At 71.2% G+C, this 15,055-nt stretch carries 13 protein-coding genes and 1 pseudogene; 8 read left to right on the forward strand and 6 right to left on the reverse strand.

Features of this window, described 5'->3' with window-relative positions:
* Positions 1-109: 109 nt before the first annotated feature.
* Positions 110-1,675, reverse strand: a complete 1,566-nt coding sequence (locus OG470_RS08065; protein WP_328422295.1) for an LPXTG cell wall anchor domain-containing protein — start codon at positions 1,673-1,675, stop codon at positions 110-112.
* 177 nt (positions 1,676-1,852) lie between these two features.
* Between OG470_RS08065 and OG470_RS08070 the strand changes: the two genes are divergently transcribed.
* Positions 1,853-2,338, forward strand: a complete 486-nt coding sequence (locus OG470_RS08070; protein ID WP_328422297.1) for a SigE family RNA polymerase sigma factor — start codon at positions 1,853-1,855, stop codon at positions 2,336-2,338.
* On the forward strand, positions 2,335-3,393 hold the full coding sequence (locus OG470_RS08075) for an LCP family protein (RefSeq protein ID WP_328422299.1): 1,059 nt from the start codon (positions 2,335-2,337) through the stop codon (positions 3,391-3,393). The genes OG470_RS08070 and OG470_RS08075 overlap by 4 nt, the downstream gene beginning before the upstream one ends.
* A gap of 18 nt (positions 3,394-3,411) precedes the next feature.
* On the opposite strand, the gene OG470_RS08080 is transcribed toward OG470_RS08075, so the two are convergent.
* Positions 3,412-3,624: a hypothetical protein gene (locus OG470_RS08080; RefSeq protein ID WP_328422301.1), complete on the reverse strand. Its 213-nt coding sequence runs from the start codon at positions 3,622-3,624 to the stop codon at positions 3,412-3,414.
* Positions 3,625-3,747: 123 nt separating this feature from the next.
* Between OG470_RS08080 and OG470_RS08085 the strand changes: the two genes are divergently transcribed.
* Positions 3,748-4,131 (forward strand): phage holin family protein, encoded by a 384-nt coding sequence (locus OG470_RS08085; protein WP_328426210.1) that lies wholly within the window; start codon positions 3,748-3,750, stop codon positions 4,129-4,131.
* A gap of 143 nt (positions 4,132-4,274) precedes the next feature.
* A complete protein-coding gene (fbaA, locus tag OG470_RS08090) occupies positions 4,275-5,300 on the forward strand; it encodes a class II fructose-bisphosphate aldolase (RefSeq protein WP_328422303.1) in 1,026 nt (341 codons plus the stop codon).
* A gap of 53 nt (positions 5,301-5,353) precedes the next feature.
* Here fbaA and OG470_RS08095 read toward each other — a convergent pair whose 3' ends face one another.
* Positions 5,354-6,553 (reverse strand): LOG family protein, encoded by a 1,200-nt coding sequence (locus tag OG470_RS08095; protein WP_328422305.1) that lies wholly within the window; start codon positions 6,551-6,553, stop codon positions 5,354-5,356.
* Positions 6,554-6,802: 249 nt separating this feature from the next.
* On the opposite strand from OG470_RS08095, the gene OG470_RS08100 reads away from it, so the two are divergent.
* A complete protein-coding gene (locus tag OG470_RS08100) occupies positions 6,803-7,231 on the forward strand; it encodes a DUF3151 domain-containing protein (protein ID WP_328422307.1) in 429 nt (142 codons plus the stop codon).
* 51 nt (positions 7,232-7,282) lie between these two features.
* On the opposite strand, the gene OG470_RS08105 is transcribed toward OG470_RS08100, so the two are convergent.
* Both OG470_RS08105 and OG470_RS08110 read right to left on the reverse strand, forming a co-directional pair.
* Positions 7,283-9,754 carry a chromosome partitioning protein gene (locus OG470_RS08105; protein ID WP_328422309.1) on the reverse strand — a complete coding sequence of 824 codons (2,472 nt, stop codon included), beginning with the start codon at positions 9,752-9,754 and terminating at the stop codon, positions 7,283-7,285.
* Between the two features lie 69 nt (positions 9,755-9,823).
* The gene (locus OG470_RS08110) at positions 9,824-10,879 is read right to left on the reverse strand and encodes a hypothetical protein (RefSeq protein WP_328422311.1); all 1,056 of its coding nucleotides are present in this window, start codon (positions 10,877-10,879) and stop codon (positions 9,824-9,826) included.
* A 124-nt stretch (positions 10,880-11,003) separates the two neighbouring features.
* Between OG470_RS08110 and OG470_RS08115 the strand changes: the two genes are divergently transcribed.
* Positions 11,004-12,293, forward strand: coding sequence for an adenylosuccinate synthase (locus tag OG470_RS08115; protein WP_328422313.1), 1,290 nt, complete (start codon positions 11,004-11,006; stop codon positions 12,291-12,293).
* Positions 12,294-12,361: 68 nt separating this feature from the next.
* On the opposite strand, the gene OG470_RS08120 is transcribed toward OG470_RS08115, so the two are convergent.
* Positions 12,362-13,645, reverse strand: coding sequence for an IS110 family transposase (locus OG470_RS08120; RefSeq protein WP_328416230.1), 1,284 nt, complete (start codon positions 13,643-13,645; stop codon positions 12,362-12,364).
* Positions 13,646-14,093: 448 nt separating this feature from the next.
* Here OG470_RS08120 and OG470_RS08125 point away from each other — a divergent pair.
* Positions 14,094-14,231: pseudogene (locus OG470_RS08125) on the forward strand (type IV toxin-antitoxin system AbiEi family antitoxin domain-containing protein); the annotation flags it as partial.
* Positions 14,232-14,459: 228 nt separating this feature from the next.
* Positions 14,460-15,020: a hypothetical protein gene (locus OG470_RS08130; RefSeq protein WP_328426875.1), complete on the forward strand. Its 561-nt coding sequence runs from the start codon at positions 14,460-14,462 to the stop codon at positions 15,018-15,020.
* Positions 15,021-15,055 lie beyond the last annotated feature (35 nt).

The raw sequence follows: 15,055 nt of genomic DNA on the forward strand, positions 1-15,055 counted from the left end.
CTCGTAATGCGCCGGACCGCCCCCACCACCCGACGGCGAATCCTGCGTGCCACAACGACGGTGCCCCGCCGACCGAATGGTCGGCGGGGCACCGGTGGTGCGGGGTGGATCAGGCGACGAAGCGGGTCCGGCGGCGCTTGGCCACCAGGTAGCCGCCGACGCCGGCGGCGAGCAGCAGCGCGCCGATACCGGCGATCAGGCCGGTGGACTGACCGGTGACCGGAAGGCCGCCGCCGTCACCGTTGTCGCCACCGCCGTTACCGCCACCGCCGTTACCGCCGCCCGCGGAGGTCGGGTTGATGACGATCTTCGCGGTGTCGTTGCTCTTGTTCGGGTCACCGGTCAGCGCGGTGGTGATGGCACCCGTGGCGTCCGGGACGACCTTGTCGATCCGGAGCGCGAACTCGTACGAGGTCTCGTAGTCCTTCCCGGTCTCGAGGACCTGGCAGGCGTACTCCTTGGCGCCCGGCTCACCCCAACCTGCGGTCCACGGGTCCCATTCCTTCTCCGGCACGAATGGCACGCAGTCGTACGGAGCCTCGATCACCGTCGTGTCGGCCGGGACAGACACCCGGACCGGCAGGTCCTCGAGCCGGATGCCCGGCGTGCCCTGGCCCTGGTACTCGAGCACAGCCGGCCCCAGGTTGGTGAAGCTCGGCGCGACGGTGACCACGTCGCCCTTCTTGCCACTCGCGGTCACGCCCTTGGTCGCCAGGTCCGCCTGGTTGTCGCCGGTCACCCGGACGGTCCCGACGGTGGTGCTGTTCATCTTGTCCACGTCGGTCTGAGGCACCCGCGCCGCCTGCATCGACTGCGCGACGAGACGAAGCTCCTTGCCCTTGCCGGGCTTGACGTCGTCCAGGAACCAGTCCTTGAACGCCAGGTTCCAGTCGTCCGTGGTCCACCAGTCCAGCTGGACCGGGAACTTGGCGCCCGTACGTGCCTCCGGGGCCACCTTGATGGGCAGGTCCCCGGAGAGCTTGTACGACTTGCCGGGCTCGATCTTCGTGTCGAACGCGCAGAAGGCGGTCATGCCCCACTCGTCAGACTTGCAGTTTGAGAAGTCCCCGCCGTAGGCGGCGAGGTATTCGGCCTGCACGACCAGGACGGTGCCATCGACGGTGGTCTCACCAGCGTTGCGTACCACGCCCGGCAGGCCCGCGCTGCCACCCGGAGCGCCGCTGGTCTCGACGGTCGGGTCGCTCACCAGGTCAACGCCTTCGGCGATGGTGATGTCGGCCGTCGCCTTGGCCGTCTTGCCGCCGGAGGTGATGCTGATCGCCAGGGGACCCTTCTGCCCCGGCTTCGCGTCGTCCTTACCCGTGACCATGTAGTCGAAATAGGGCGAGTTGCCATCTTCGATGTCGGTTTCGCAGTGCAGCTTGGTCGGCGATACGTCGCACGTCCAGCCCCACGCCGGCTCCAGAGTGGCGAAGTCCGCGACCGCGGAGAGGTCGATGTCCACGGAGGTGCGACCGAACTTCGGCTCCGCCTCGCTGTCGGTGTGCGTAGCGTAGAACCAGCCGTAGTCCAGGTGGCCGGGTGCGACGAGCAGGTCGTGCGTCGAGATCTCGAAAGGGGCCTCAGCCGCGACGGCCGGGCTGGCGGAGGCAGCGACGAACGCGCCTGCTACGCCCAGTCCGGCGAGCCAGCGCCGGGTGGAGTGGGTGAGCATGAAGGGGTTCCTCCAGAGGGAGATTCAGGTGCAGCCTGCGGATCTTAAGGAAACCCACAGGTTGGCCGCCGCCCCGATCGCCGCTCATCCGGGAGGACCAGCCGAAAGGCTGAACAGCATCACCGCAACGTTCGGGCCGTCCGCTCCCGTCATCTGAGCAGGAGCCCGGGAGGTGCAGTGACGTACGAGGAGTTCGCGGACACGCGACTTGCCCCGCTGCTGCGGTACGCGGTGATGCTCACCGGCGATCCGCATCAGGCGCAGGATCTGGTGCAGGAGACGATGGTCCGGGTCCAGCTCAACTGGCGACGGGTCGCCCGGGCGGACTCACCCGAGCGCTACGTGCGCCGGATGCTCACCAACCAGTACGTCGACTGGCGGCGCGGCTCGTGGATGCGCCGGGTGCTGCTGCGCGGGGAACCCGACGAGGCGGTGCCGGAGCCAGCCGACCATGCCCAGTCCGCCGTGGACCGGGACCAGATCTGGTCCTGGCTGTCCCGGCTGCCGCGCCGGCAGCGGGCCACCCTGGTGCTGCGCTACTACGAGGACCTGCCCGACGCCGAGATCGCCGACATCCTCGGCTGCGCCGTCGGGACCGTACGTTCGTCCATCTCCCGGGCCCTGGCCACGCTTCGGGCCGAGTACGTGGAGGCCTGTTCATGATCGAGGACGACCTGCGTGCCGCCTTCGCCCGGCACGAGCCGCTGACCCCGCCGACCGGCCCGCTGCGGGCCACGATCGACCGGCTGGCGAACGGCCGGCGGCGGCGCCGCCGACGGTGGCAGACCGGTGGTACAGCGCTGGCCCTGCTCGGCGTACTGGGGATCGGGGTGCCCCTGTTCACCCCGGAGCGCTCCGGGCCACCGCCAACCGCCGATCTGCTCGGCGAATCGAGCCGGCCGGTGGTGACGGGTGCGCTGAACATCCTGCTGCTCGGCATCGACGGCGACGGGCGGGAGGTATCGCGAGCAGATTCGGTGCTGTTGGTGCACATTCCGTCCGACCAGAGCCGCCCGTACCTGGTCTCGTTGCCGCGTGACCTGGGGGTGCCGATCCCCGGCCACGGGACCGACAAGCTGAACGCCGCGTTCGCGTTCGGTGCCGGGTTCACCCGGCCGGACATGTCCAAGGGCTACGAGCTGACTCGACGTACGGTCGCCGAGCTGACCGGGGTACACGTGGATGCCGGCGTGGTGCTGACCTACCCCGGGCTGCGCAAGCTCGCCGACGCGGTAGAGGGCGTGCCGGTCTGTCTGCCCCAGCAGGTGCGCTCCGTCCACACCCGGCGGATCTTCTCGGCCGGCTGTCAGCGTCTCGACGGTGCCGCGTCGGTCGACCTGCTTCGCCAGCGGCGTGGGCTACCCGAGGGCAGCCTGGACCGGGACCGTAACGCCCGGCTCTTCGCCGCCGGGCTGGTCCGACAGGCCACCGACCAGGGCGTGCTCACTAACCCGGTACGACTCTCCACGCTGTTGGGAACCGTCGGCCCGGAGCTCCTGGTGTCACCCGACCGAGCCGCCGTGCTGGACTTGATGCGGCTCGTGCCCACGCTGCGATCGGTCGAACCGATCGGGCTCAGCCTGCCGGTTACGGAGCCCGCCGGGCCGCCTTATCACCTGATCGCCGATCCGAAGCTCGCCCCGGAATTCCTGACCGCGCTCCGTGAGGATCGGCTCGGCGACTGGGCGGCCCGCCACCCGGAGCGGGTCGACCGCTGAAGCTCGCCGCGTGCGGCGTCAGCGGTAGTCGTCCTCGTCTCCGCTGACCACCCGGGCCTGCTCCATGGCGTCCCAGTCGCCGACCTCCAGGCCGCGGTGCGGCTCGGCGTCGGTGTCGTCCGGGCCGACCACTGCGGCCTGCTCGACCGCGTCGGCCGGCTCCGCCTCGGGGTCGCGTTCGTCCGCGTCGAGGTGATCGCCGGGGGTGAAGTCCTCATCGGGCTGACCCATCGTCCCTCCCGGGGGCTCGGTGCACGGTTCCCACCCACCGTACGGGGTGTGCCGGTGCCGCGCCTGGAAGCCGAGTCGGCGGAATCTCCCCTGGGCGACACGACCCGGTGCCAGGATGGGGCGGTGGGCTTCCTCATCCGGCTGGCGATCACGGCGGTCGCGTTGTGGATCACCACGCTGATCGTGCCCGGGGTCGACGTGCACGGCCGCTCGGGTGGCAACACCGTGCTCACGCTGATCGTGGTGGCGCTGATCTTCGGCGTGATCAACGCGGTGCTCAAGCCGATCATCAAGGTGGTCGGCTGCGTCTTCTATCTGCTGACCCTGGGCCTGTTCGCGCTGGTGGTCAACGCGCTGCTCTTCCTGCTCACCGACCGGATCGCCCGCGGGCTGGACCTGCCGTTCCAGGTGGACGGTTTCTGGGCGGCGTTCTGGGGAGCGATCGTGATGACTGTGGTCACCTGGCTGATCAGCGTCATCGTGCCGGACAACCTGGACAACCGGTGAGCGGATCCCGGCCGGAACCCGGGTCGGTTGTTCCGGCGCACCTCACCTACGGGATACTTCCGGGCGGAGGACAGCGCGGTCCGGCGCACAAATGAACAACAGCGGCCAGCACGGCCGAGAGTGGTAAGTAAGGAGCGTTCGACATGCCCATCGCTTCCCCCGAGGCTTACGCGGAGATGCTGGACCGCGCCAAGGCTGGCCGGTACGCGTACCCCGCGATCAACGTGACCTCCTCCCAGACGCTGAACGCGGCGCTCAAGGGCTTCGCCGACGCGGAGAGCGACGGCATCATCCAGGTCTCCACCGGTGGCGCCGAGTACCTGTCCGGCCCTTCGATCAAGGACATGGTCACCGGCGCGGTGGCGTTCGCCGCGTACGCGCACGAGGTGGCCAAGAAGTACCCGGTCAACATCGCGCTGCACACCGACCACTGCCCGAAGGACAAGCTGGACGGCTTCGTCCGGCCGCTGATGGGCATCTCGCAGGAGCGGGTGAAGCGCGGCGAGCAGCCGCTGTTCCAGTCGCACATGTGGGACGGCTCGGCCGTGCCGGTGGCGGAGAACCTGCAGATCGCCTCCCAGCTCCTCGACGAGGCCGCCAAGGGCAAGATCGTCCTTGAGATCGAGGTCGGCGTCGTCGGTGGCGAGGAGGACGGCGTCGAGAACGCCATCAACGACAAGCTCTACACCACCGTCGAGGACGGCCTGGCCATGGTCGAGGCGCTCGGCCTCGGCGAGAAGGGCCGCTACATGGCGGCGCTGACCTTTGGCAACGTGCACGGCGTCTACAAGCCGGGCAACGTCAAGCTCCGCCCGGAGATTCTCAAGCAGATCCAGGACGCGGTCGGCGCGAAGTACGGCAAGGACAAGCCGCTCAGCCTGGTCTTCCACGGCGGCTCGGGCTCCCTGCTGAGCGAGATCCGCGAGGCGCTGGACTACGGCGTGGTGAAGATGAACATCGACACCGACACCCAGTACGCCTTCACCCGGCCCGTCGCCGACCACATGCTGCGCAACTACGACGGCGTGCTGAAGATCGACGGCGAGGTCGGCAACAAGAAGCAGTACGACCCGCGTACCTGGGGCAAGGCCGCCGAGGCCGGCCTGGCCACCCGGGTTGTCGAGGCGTGCGAGCACCTGCGTTCCACCGGCACCACGATGTCCAAGTAACGACGTTCCCACCGACGGCCGGCTCCCCTCGGGGGCCGGCCGTCGTCGTTTCGTCAGGCCGGCGCGGTGAGCAGGCGGACGGCCTCACGTACGTCGTCGGTCAGGTGGATCGTCGACGACAGGTCGCCGAACGGGGAGGCGGCCAACAGCGGACGCAACAACGCCTGCACCGGCAGCTCCTGGGTCCAGTACGCGCGGTCCAGGAAGATGTACGCCCCGCTCGCCCCGTCGGTGCCGTAGTAGGTCTTGGTGGCGGCCTGGAACACCTCCTGCACCGTGCCCGCCCGTCCCGGAGCGAAGACGATGCCGCCCCGGGCGAGCCGCAGGATGGTGTCCTCCCGGATCGCGTTCGAGAAGTACTTGGCGATCCGCCCCGCGAACAGGTTCGCCGGCTCGTGCCCGTACAGCCAGGTCGGGATGGCCAGCCCGCCGGCCCGCGCCCATCCCGCGTCGGCGCCGCGCTGCCGGGGCACGCCCGCGTACCGCTGCCGGATCTCCAGCGCCGTGGCGGTGTACCGGTGGTGGTCGGTGAAATCGGGCGCGGTGGCCAGCAAATCGATCGCCGCGGTCAACTCCGCCGCCGGTTGGTCCGCCAGGTAGGCGCCGAGGTTCGCCGCCTCCATCACCCCGGGGCCGCCGCCGGTCACCACCAGCCGGTCGGCCCGCGCCAGCTCCCAACCCAGCACGGCCGCCATCCGGTACGCCGGGCTGCCGCGCCGCACCGCGTGCCCGCCCATGATTCCCACCACCGACTGCGGCCCGTGCCCGGCCAGCCAGGCGCGGGTGGCGTCGGCCAGCGCGTTGTCCACGCCGTGGTCGTGCAGTCGCTGACCGAGCGCCTCCTTGACGTCCGGCAGCGCGCCGCCGTGCGCCCGGTAGTGCTCGTACACCCGGGTGTCGTACATCCCGGCGAACCCGCCCTCGGCGAACCCGGCGGCCAGCTCCTCCGGGGTGTAGAGGTGCGTCGGCTGGGTCGGGTAGGGCAGCCCGGAGAACGGGGGCACCACGTTCGCGCCGCGCCGGACCAGGTCGGCGCCGACCTCCCGGGAGGCGAACCGGCAGCCGACGAAGAGGGTGCCGGTGACCTCGACGCCGGTCAGGTCGGGGGCCGGGGCGAGGTCGAGGCGGAGCCCCTGCACGGTCAGCCCGGTCAGGCGGCCGGTGGCCAGGCGCTGGTCGAGCTCGTCGCGGGTCTGGATCTCGTTGGCGTGCAGGTGCGGCTCGATGACGTCCGCGGGAGGTGGGGTCGGCACCGGGCCATCCTGCCCCTCCGGCGGGGGCGGCCAAACCCCGGGCCGGAGGCGGAAACGACAGGAGCCCGGTGGTCGTGGCCACCGGGCTCCTGCTTAACCGGGTCCTGGGGAGGCTCCGGACCATTAGTTGTAGTGGAAAACACCTGGCGGCGGCATAGGCCGCAGGCGTGACCAACTCCTCAGCCGTTCAGCCGAACGCGTTGGCCGACCCGCTCGCGTGCCACCCCACCCAGCGGGTTGAATGGGGCGATGCAGAACCTTTTGCCAGAGCCACCGGCCACGCTCCTCCCCGTGAACGACGAGGCTGACGCCGCCCTGGCCGGCGCCGAGGCGGTCGGCACCGATGAGGCGTACGCCGAGGTGGCGGCCCGCTTCCCGACCTACAGTGCGGCCTGGGCGGAGCTCGCGGCGCGGGCGTTCGCGCAGGGCCAGGTGGTGACGGCGTACGCCTACGCGCGCACCGGCTACCACCGTGGCCTGGACCAGTTGCGCCGCAGCGGCTGGAAGGGCCACGGCCCCGTGCCGTGGTCGCACGAGCCGAACCGGGGCTTCCTCCGGTGCCTGTACGTGCTTTCCCGGGCCGCGGACGAGATCGGCGAGGCCGACGAGGCGGCTCGCTGCGCCCAGTTCCTTCGCGACTGCGACCCGGCGGCGGCGGACGCGCTGGCCAGCAACTGACACCCGTCCCGACGGCCGGTCCGGGTCACGCCCGGGCCGGCCGTCGGCGGGTTACAACCCCTCGGCGACCGCAGCGGCGATCTTCAGCCAGGCGTCGCGGGTGGCCGAGGAGAGCCCGCCGTACCGGATCGGCTCGCCGCTGTCGATGAGCCGCTCGTACGGGGCCAGCAGCACCGCCCGGGTCCGGGCGGCGAAGTGCTCCTGGATGGCCGGCAGGTCGATCTCCTTGCGGGACGGCGGCATCGACACCACCGTCACCGCCTGCCGGACCAGCCGTTGCCGGCCGCTCTGCTCCAGATGGTCGAGCATCCGCGCGGCGGTCTCCGCCGAGTCGTTCCGCGCCGACATGGTGACGACCAGTTGGTCGGTGGCATCCATCGAGGCCTGCCAGTTCTGCGCGCGGACGTTGTTGCCGGTGTCCACGAAGATCAACTTATAGAACCGGCTGACCACCTCACGGATCTCGGCGAACGCGGCCGCCGTGAGCATCTCGCCGCCGGTGGCCGACTCGTCCGAGGCGAGCACGTCGAACATTCCCTCGCCTTGCGAGCGGACGTACTGCGACAGGTCACCGACCCGACCGTGCGCGCCCTGGAACTGACCGAGGTCACGCAGCATGTCCCGCACCGTGCGCGAGTGGAAGTCCTGCTGGGCACGCATCCCGAGGGTGCCCTGGGTCTCGTTGTTGTCCCAGGCCAGCACGTAGCCACCGCGCTTCTGGCCGAACGTCATCGCGAGCAGCAGGATGGCCACCGTCTTGCCGGCGCCGCCCTTCGGGTTGACCACGGTCACCTGCCGCAGCCCGCCGAAGTTGCGGCGCACCATCTCGATGTCCCGCTTGAGCTCCTGCTCCTGCCGCCCGGGAGCGAGCCGGAGCAGCCCCATCTTGTTGACCACCGCGCGCACGCCCATGGTGGCCACCGGGTCGGCGGGCCGTACCTGCCGACGCCGGGCGAAATCCTCGGCGGTCGGTGCTGCGGTGGTCTCCGGTGTCCAGGTGGCGTCCGGATAGCCGGTGGACGGCACCCGGGTCACCCCCTCGGCCTCCTGGTACTGCTGCGGCGGCCCCGGCGTGGCCCCGGGCGTGCCCTGCTGCCAGGGCGGCGGGTACCAGCCCGGTGACGGCGGGAACGGCCCCGGCGGCGGGGCCACCGGCGCACCCTGCTGCGGCAATGGGTTGCTCTGCGGCGGACCGCCGAACTGGGTCACGTCCGGTGGTGGCGGGATCGGCGCCGGTCCGGCCTGGCCGGGAACCCCAGCGGCGTACGTCTGCCCCGAGTACGTCTGCCCGGAGTAGGTCTGCCCGGGGTACGTCTTTCCGGGGCCGGCCTGCGGGGCGGCGGGGCCGCCGGGGTGCGATTGCTGCGGACCGGGCGGAGCGGGGATCGGCGGCAACGCGTTGGCGGCCTCGTCGTGGGCCGGTCCGGACGCGCCGGCCGGCCGCTGCGGCGGAAGCGCCCAGGGCGATTCGGTGGTCGGCCGCGCCGGCGCCACGGAGGGTCCATCCTCCCCGGTGCCGGTGCCGGTGCCGGTGCCGGTGCCGGTGCCGGTGCCGGTGCCGGTGCCGCCATCCGAGGTCGCCGCCGGACCGGCCGCCGCGGGGTCGGCGGTCGCGGGGTCGGCAGGCGTCCTGCTCTCGACGGGCACGGCGGCTGCCGCCGGGCGGTCCAGGGAGAACGGCTGGTCCAGGTCGACGCCGCCCGGCACGATCGGCGGGGCCGGGACGGCTGGAGGATCACCGGCCTGCGTCGCTGCCACCCCGGCCGCCGGTGCGGCTGCCCACGGCGTGGCGCCGGCCGCCCCGGACGCGGTACTCGCTGCCTCGGGCGCGCTGTTCGTCGGCGCGGAGGCGGTGCTCGCCGGGCTGCCCGGCGTTGCGGTGCTGCCCGGCGTTGCGGTGCTGCCAGGCGTTGCGGTGCTGCCCGGCGTTGCGGTGCTGCCCGGCGTTGCGGTGCCGCCCGGGGTCTCGGTGGTGCTGCTCGCGGGATCGGACGCTGAACCGGCCGCCGGGCCGGCGGTGCCGACCACTGCGCCGTTCGGGGCGGGGCTGGTAGCCGGCGGGCCAGGCAGGGCATCGGTGGTCGACGGCGAGGGCGAAGTGTCGCCGGCCGTCGGGCCGGGAGCGTCGGGTGTCGGCGGGTCGGCCGGCGGCGTCCAACTCGGCTGCGGCGGGGCCCAGCCCGGCGCGGCGCCGGACGGGCCGGTGACTCCCCAGCCGCCGGGCGGCGGCACGGCACCGGTGAGCGACGGGTAGTCGGACGGCGACGGCGGGGTCGCGGCCGGGGCCGGGGATTGCCAGGGGACCGGCGGACCACCCGTCGACGGTGCGGCCACCGGCGGCAGCACGGTCGACGATTCCGCGGCCGACGACGGGGCACCCCGCTGGTTGGCGACCGAGGCCCATGGCGGTGCCACGTTGCCCGCGCCGGAGTCGGCTGGATCAGGTGGCCAGAGTGGTTCGATGTCCCGCTCCGGCACCGGCTGCTGGCCGGGCACCTGCGCCCGGTCGGCTTTCTCGTCCATTACGGCCTCCCCAGTCCTCCTGCGAGGATAGGCCCACCGGCCGAGGAGGGCCGGCCGGCGCAGCCGGGGTCAGATCGACCAGACCGCCCAGGCGCCCGGCTCGACCCACCAGGACCGCTTCCGGGTCAGCTCGCCCTCGACGCCGTCGTCGAGGTAGGGCACCTTTCCCTCCCTGGGCAGCACCGACACGGCCCGCCCGCGAGCCCGCCGCACCTCCAGGCGTACCCGTTTCCTGCCCAACGCCGAGCGGACGACCACCGGCACGGCCACCGCGACCTCGACCTGGCCGTCGGCCGGATCCGGCGCGGCCAGGAGCGTCACGTCGTCGAGCGTCGCGTACCCGCCGGCGTTGCCGATCGCGCAGGCCAGCAGCGGTTCGTCGCCGTCGGTGAGAATGGCGTCGTCCACCTCCACGCGGGCCCGCCAGTGCAGCGGCCGACCGGCGTCGTCGGCGGCACCGAGCAGGGCCCCGTCCAGGGTCACCGAGCCGCCGTCGTTACGCAGCAGGTCCAGCCGGCGTGGCGTGCCGTCCAGCACCGCGGCGGCCACCGCCGCCGGGTCGCGGGGCAGCCCGAGCTGCGCGGCCAGGTCCCGGTGGGTGCCGCCACGCGCCGGGTCGAGCGGGAGTACGGCCACCGGCGGCAGGTCGGGCAGGGTCCGGTCACCGGGCAGGTCCGCCGGTCGGCGGCTCGGCGCTGGTGCGTACCGCCGGACCAGCCGGCGCAGCACGGCGCGCAACTGCGCGTCGCTCGCCGTGGCGACGACCAGTCGGGTCTTGCCGTCCGGGTCCGGCCAGGTGAGGCCGTCCGGGCGGGGCGGGCCGTCGAGCCGCGCCAACACCTCGTCGATCTCCGCGTCCGAGCGGGCGGTGACCGTCTGCACCCGCGCGCCCCGGGCGTTCAGCGCGTCGGCGCAGGCCAGCACCGGTACGCGGGGTCGCTCGGTGACGCACCGGTCGGCGTCGCCCTGGGTGCTTTCGCCGGGACCGGTGCCCCCGGTCGTGCCGGTGTCGGCCCCTGTCGCCGGGTCAGCTTCGGTCGCGCCGCCGCAGCAGGCCCCGCCGCTGCCGCAGCCCCCGGGAGCGTCCCGCTCCGAACCGAGGGTGAGCAGCACCACGTCGTACACGGAAGGAGCCTCCTGCCTCTCGCCGCGACCGCTGCCGGCCACGCCGTCACTACTTGTTAACCTGACACCCCGGGCTCGCCAACCGGTCGCCACCTGGCACCCGAGCCTTCTGGAGGCGGAAAAGATGCCAGCGATCGTGCTCCTCGGCGCTCAGTGGGGCGACGAGGGCAAGGGCAAGGTTACCGACCTGCTGGGTGAGCGGGTCGACTACGTCGTGCGCTACTCCGGTGGCAACAACGCGGGCCACACGGTGATCACCCCGGATGGCCAGAAGTACGCGCTTCACCTGATGCCATCCGGCGCGCTCTCGCCCAACGCGATGATCGTCATCGGCAACGGTGTGGTGGTCGATCCGAAGGTGCTGCTCGCCGAGATCGACGGCCTGGCCGAGCGTGGCGTCGACGTGTCCCGGCTGCGGATCTCCGGTGACGCGCACCTGATCATGCCGCACCACCGGGCACTGGACCGGGTGATCGAGCGCTACCTCGGCTCGTCCCGGATCGGCACCACCGGCCGGGGCATCGGCCCGGCGTACGGCGACAAGGTCGCCCGGATCGGCATCCGGCTCCAGGACCTGCTCGACCCGGGCATCCTGCGCAAGAAGCTGGAACTCGCACTGCGCGAGAAGAACCAGATCCTGTTCAAGGTCTACAACCGCAAGGCGATCGACCTTGAGGCGACGGTCGAGGAGTACCTGGAGTACGCGGAGCGGCTCAAGCCGTACATCGCGGAGACCCGGGCGATGCTGTGGGACGCCCTGGACCGGGACGAGACGGTGCTGCTGGAGGGTGCCCAGGCCACCATGCTGGACATGGACCACGGCACGTACCCCTTCGTGACCTCGTCCAACCCGACGGCTGGCGGCGCCTGTGTGGGCGCCGGCATCCCGCCGACCGCGATCAGCAAGGTGATCGCGGTGAGCAAGGCGTACACCACGCGGGTCGGCGCGGGCCCGTTCCCGACCGAGCTGTTCGACGCCAACGGCGATCACCTTCGCAAGATCGGCGCGGAGTACGGCACCACGACCGGGCGGGAGCGCCGGTGTGGGTGGTTCGACGCGGTCGTCGCCCGGTACGCCTGCCGCCTCAACGGCGTCACCGACCTGGTCATCACCAAGCTGGACGTGCTCACCGGGCTGCCCAAGGTGCCGATCTGTGTCGGCTACGAGATCAACGGCGAGCGGGTCGACGACATGCCGATGAGTCAGACCGACTTCCACCACGCCAAGCCCGTCTACGAGGAGCTCGACGGCTGGTGGGAGGACATCACCAAGGCCCGCACCGCTGACGAGCTGCCGGAGAACGCCCGCCGCTACATCGCCCGCGTAGAGGAACTCTGCAACACCAAGGTGAGCGTCGTAGGCGTAGGCCCCGGCCGCGACGAAAACGTCCTCCTCCACTCCCTCCTCCCCTAATCCGAAAACTGAGGGTGGGTGGGCGCGCGGCAGCGTCCGGCGGAGCCGGACTCGGTGTGGTGGTGCGGTCAGGCTGCGGTGGGTAGGTGGGTGCGTTCGGCGGTGACGGTGTAGCCGAGGGCTTCGAGTTGTCGGATGTGGTTGCGGGCGCGTCGTTCGGGGTTGACGCGGGTGTCGTAGAAGTCGGCGCCGAGGTCGTGGAATGTGGCCTCGGGGTCGTGGAGAAGGTGCCAGATGATGATGAGGGTGGATCGGCCGACTGCGACGATGGCGCGTTTGGCGCCGCGTCGGCGGGCGATGCGGCGATAGCGCTCGCCGAGGAAGGTGGGGGTGCGGGCGGCGCTGACGGCGATCTGGCCGAGGACGCGGGCCAGGTAGGGGTTGCCGTGGCTGGTGGAGCCGCTGCCTTTCTTGCGGCCTGCGGATTCTTTCACGGTGGGTGAGAACCGGGCCCATGAGGTCAGGTGGGCCGGGGTTGGGAAACGGCTCATGTCCACGCCGATTTCCGCGATGATCGCCCGCGCGGCCACCGGTCCCACGCCGGGGATGTGCTCAAGCCGGCTGGCCGCCTGCGCGAAAGGGGCGATGCAGACCTCGATCTGCGTGTCGACGTCGGCGATGTCGGCCTCGATCGCGTCGACGCGGGTGAGCATCTTGCTCAGCAGGAACGCGTGATGGTCGGTGAACCGACCGACGAACGCCTCTTCCAACATGCTGATCTTGCGGCGGAGGCTGGACCGGGCCAGTTGCGCGAGCTGGCGCGGGTCGCGTTCACCGGCGATCAACGCCGCCATCATGGCCCGCCCGGAAGTGCCGAAGATGTCGGAGGCGACCACGGACAGCTTGATCTGCGCGTCTTCGAGGAGCTTCTCGGCCCGGTTCTTCTCCGCTGTCTGCGCGGCGACGAGATCGACTCGATAGCGGGTCAGGTCGCGCAGCATCCGAATCTGCGGCGGCGGCACGAAACTCGGCCGCAGCATCTGCCGCTCGGCGACCTTACACAGCCACACCGCGTCCAACCGATCGGTCTTGGGTCGTCCCGGCAGGTGTTTGACATCGCGGGCGTTGACCAGCCACGTCTCGAACCCGGCTGCTTCCAGCAGATAGAACGCCGGCTTCCAGTAGTCGCTGGTCGCCTCCATCACCACCCGGGTCACACCCAAGCTGCGCAGCCGCTCGGCCATCCGCCCCAGCGACCGGGTCATCGTCGAGAAGGTCTCGACCTCCTGCACCCGCCGACCCGGTCTGTCCGGGTGGGGCAGCCGCACACAACACACGAGCGAGGACTTACCGATATCCAGCGCGGCGATCCGCTCGATGATCTCCTCGCGCTCCTGAGTCTCCTCCAACACGTGACCCTCCCTGCCCGCGCCGAACCCGCCAACGGCGTCGCCCGCGGTGACCACAGAGGGACAGCGAATCTAATCCTCGTGCTCGAAGCAACAGTGAAGGGCCCATCAGCGTGGCCACCAGCATCCGACTAACCCACGGCCTGAACCGAACCAAGGAGGCGACGACGTCAGCGGGCGACCCCACCACGGCACCACCAACCACCGGCACAGCGCAACAGGCGAGAACAGTTTTCAGCCCGGAACGGGCCACCCAACAGGGAGACGGAGACTAACCCCCGGGGTTGGCCTCACCGTCGTCGTCCCGGTGATCAAGAGGTTTGCGTCAGGATCCCGCTCGAAATTGACGCAAACCTCTTGATCAACTTTGTCCTGGCACGGTTGTCCACAGGGTGGTGGGGGTTATCCACAGGGGCTTTGGGTGGGTGGGGCCGGTGGGCAGGCTGGGGTGGTGGGACCACACCAGCTACTTTGCGACATAGCGGCCGGGCAAGACGGGATGGTCACCCTGGCGCAGGCGCTTCGCGCCGGCCTGACCAGGGATCAGGTCCGACACCTGTGTCGATCCGGCAGGTGGCAACGGCTCCTCCGTAGCTGCTTCGTACCGAATGCGAAGTTGAGCTACTCAACACTGCAGCGAGCGCGGGTTCGGGCAGCAGTCGCGAGCCTTGGCCCGGGTGCCTTCGCTGTCTTCGGCACCGCACTGGAGCTGTACGGCATCGCAGGTCTCCGCCGGGCTCCGCTGGTCCACGTTTCGGTCCCGGTTGATCGGCCACGGCCCCAACGCCCTCTGGCGCCATGGCTGATCGTGCACCAGTTGACCGTCGGCCCCGGCGACATCGCTGAGGTCGCGGGTGTCCGCGCGACCGCTCCGCTCCGCACCGTCTCGGACGTCATTCTCCAAGTTGATCGTTACCCCGCGGTCTCGGTCCTCGACTCGGCGCTGAACCAGGGCCGGATCACCTCAGCGCAACTGGCGCTGATCCCGAGCCTGATCCGCGGCAGGCGGGGCGCGGTCGCGGCGCGGGCCTGTCTGGCAGAGGCGGACGGGCGGGCGCAGTCGCCACTGGAGACGCGAACCCGATTGCGGTGCGTGGACGGCCGGGTGCCACCGGACGCCCTCCATTTGGAGATTCGCGACGACGACGGATACCTCGGCATCGGTGACCTCGGCTGGCGCGGGCCCCGGATCATCGCCGAGGCCGACGGTCGCGACGCGCACGGCAGCCCGGAGGCGGCCTTCGCCGACCGACGCCGGCAGACCCGTCTGGTCAACGCCGGCTGGACCGTCCTCCGCTTCACCTGGTCGGACACCCTCCGCCCGGACTACATCCCGTGGACCGTCCGCCAGGCGATCGCCGCCGCCCGGCGCCGTTGACCATGAAGTTATCGCCATGACACGCCGAGACGGCG

Source organism: Micromonospora sp. NBC_00389 (assembly GCF_036059255.1).
Classification (GTDB): domain Bacteria; phylum Actinomycetota; class Actinomycetes; order Mycobacteriales; family Micromonosporaceae; genus Micromonospora.

Bases quoted from the DNA above. Each gene is read 5' to 3' on its own strand.
- OG470_RS08100 (WP_328422307.1), top strand. From the start codon at position 6,803: ATGCAGAACCTTTTGCCAGAGCCACCGGCCACGCTCCTCCCCGTGAAC.
- OG470_RS08115 (WP_328422313.1), top strand. From the start codon at position 11,004: ATGCCAGCGATCGTGCTCCTCGGCGCTCAGTGGGGCGACGAGGGCAAG.
- OG470_RS08105 (WP_328422309.1), bottom strand. From the start codon at position 9,754: ATGGACGAGAAAGCCGACCGGGCGCAGGTGCCCGGCCAGCAGCCGGTG.
- OG470_RS08075 (WP_328422299.1), top strand. From the start codon at position 2,335: ATGATCGAGGACGACCTGCGTGCCGCCTTCGCCCGGCACGAGCCGCTG.
- fbaA (WP_328422303.1), top strand. From the start codon at position 4,275: ATGCCCATCGCTTCCCCCGAGGCTTACGCGGAGATGCTGGACCGCGCC.
- OG470_RS08080 (WP_328422301.1), bottom strand. From the start codon at position 3,624: ATGGGTCAGCCCGATGAGGACTTCACCCCCGGCGATCACCTCGACGCG.
- OG470_RS08065 (WP_328422295.1), bottom strand. From the start codon at position 1,675: ATGCTCACCCACTCCACCCGGCGCTGGCTCGCCGGACTGGGCGTAGCA.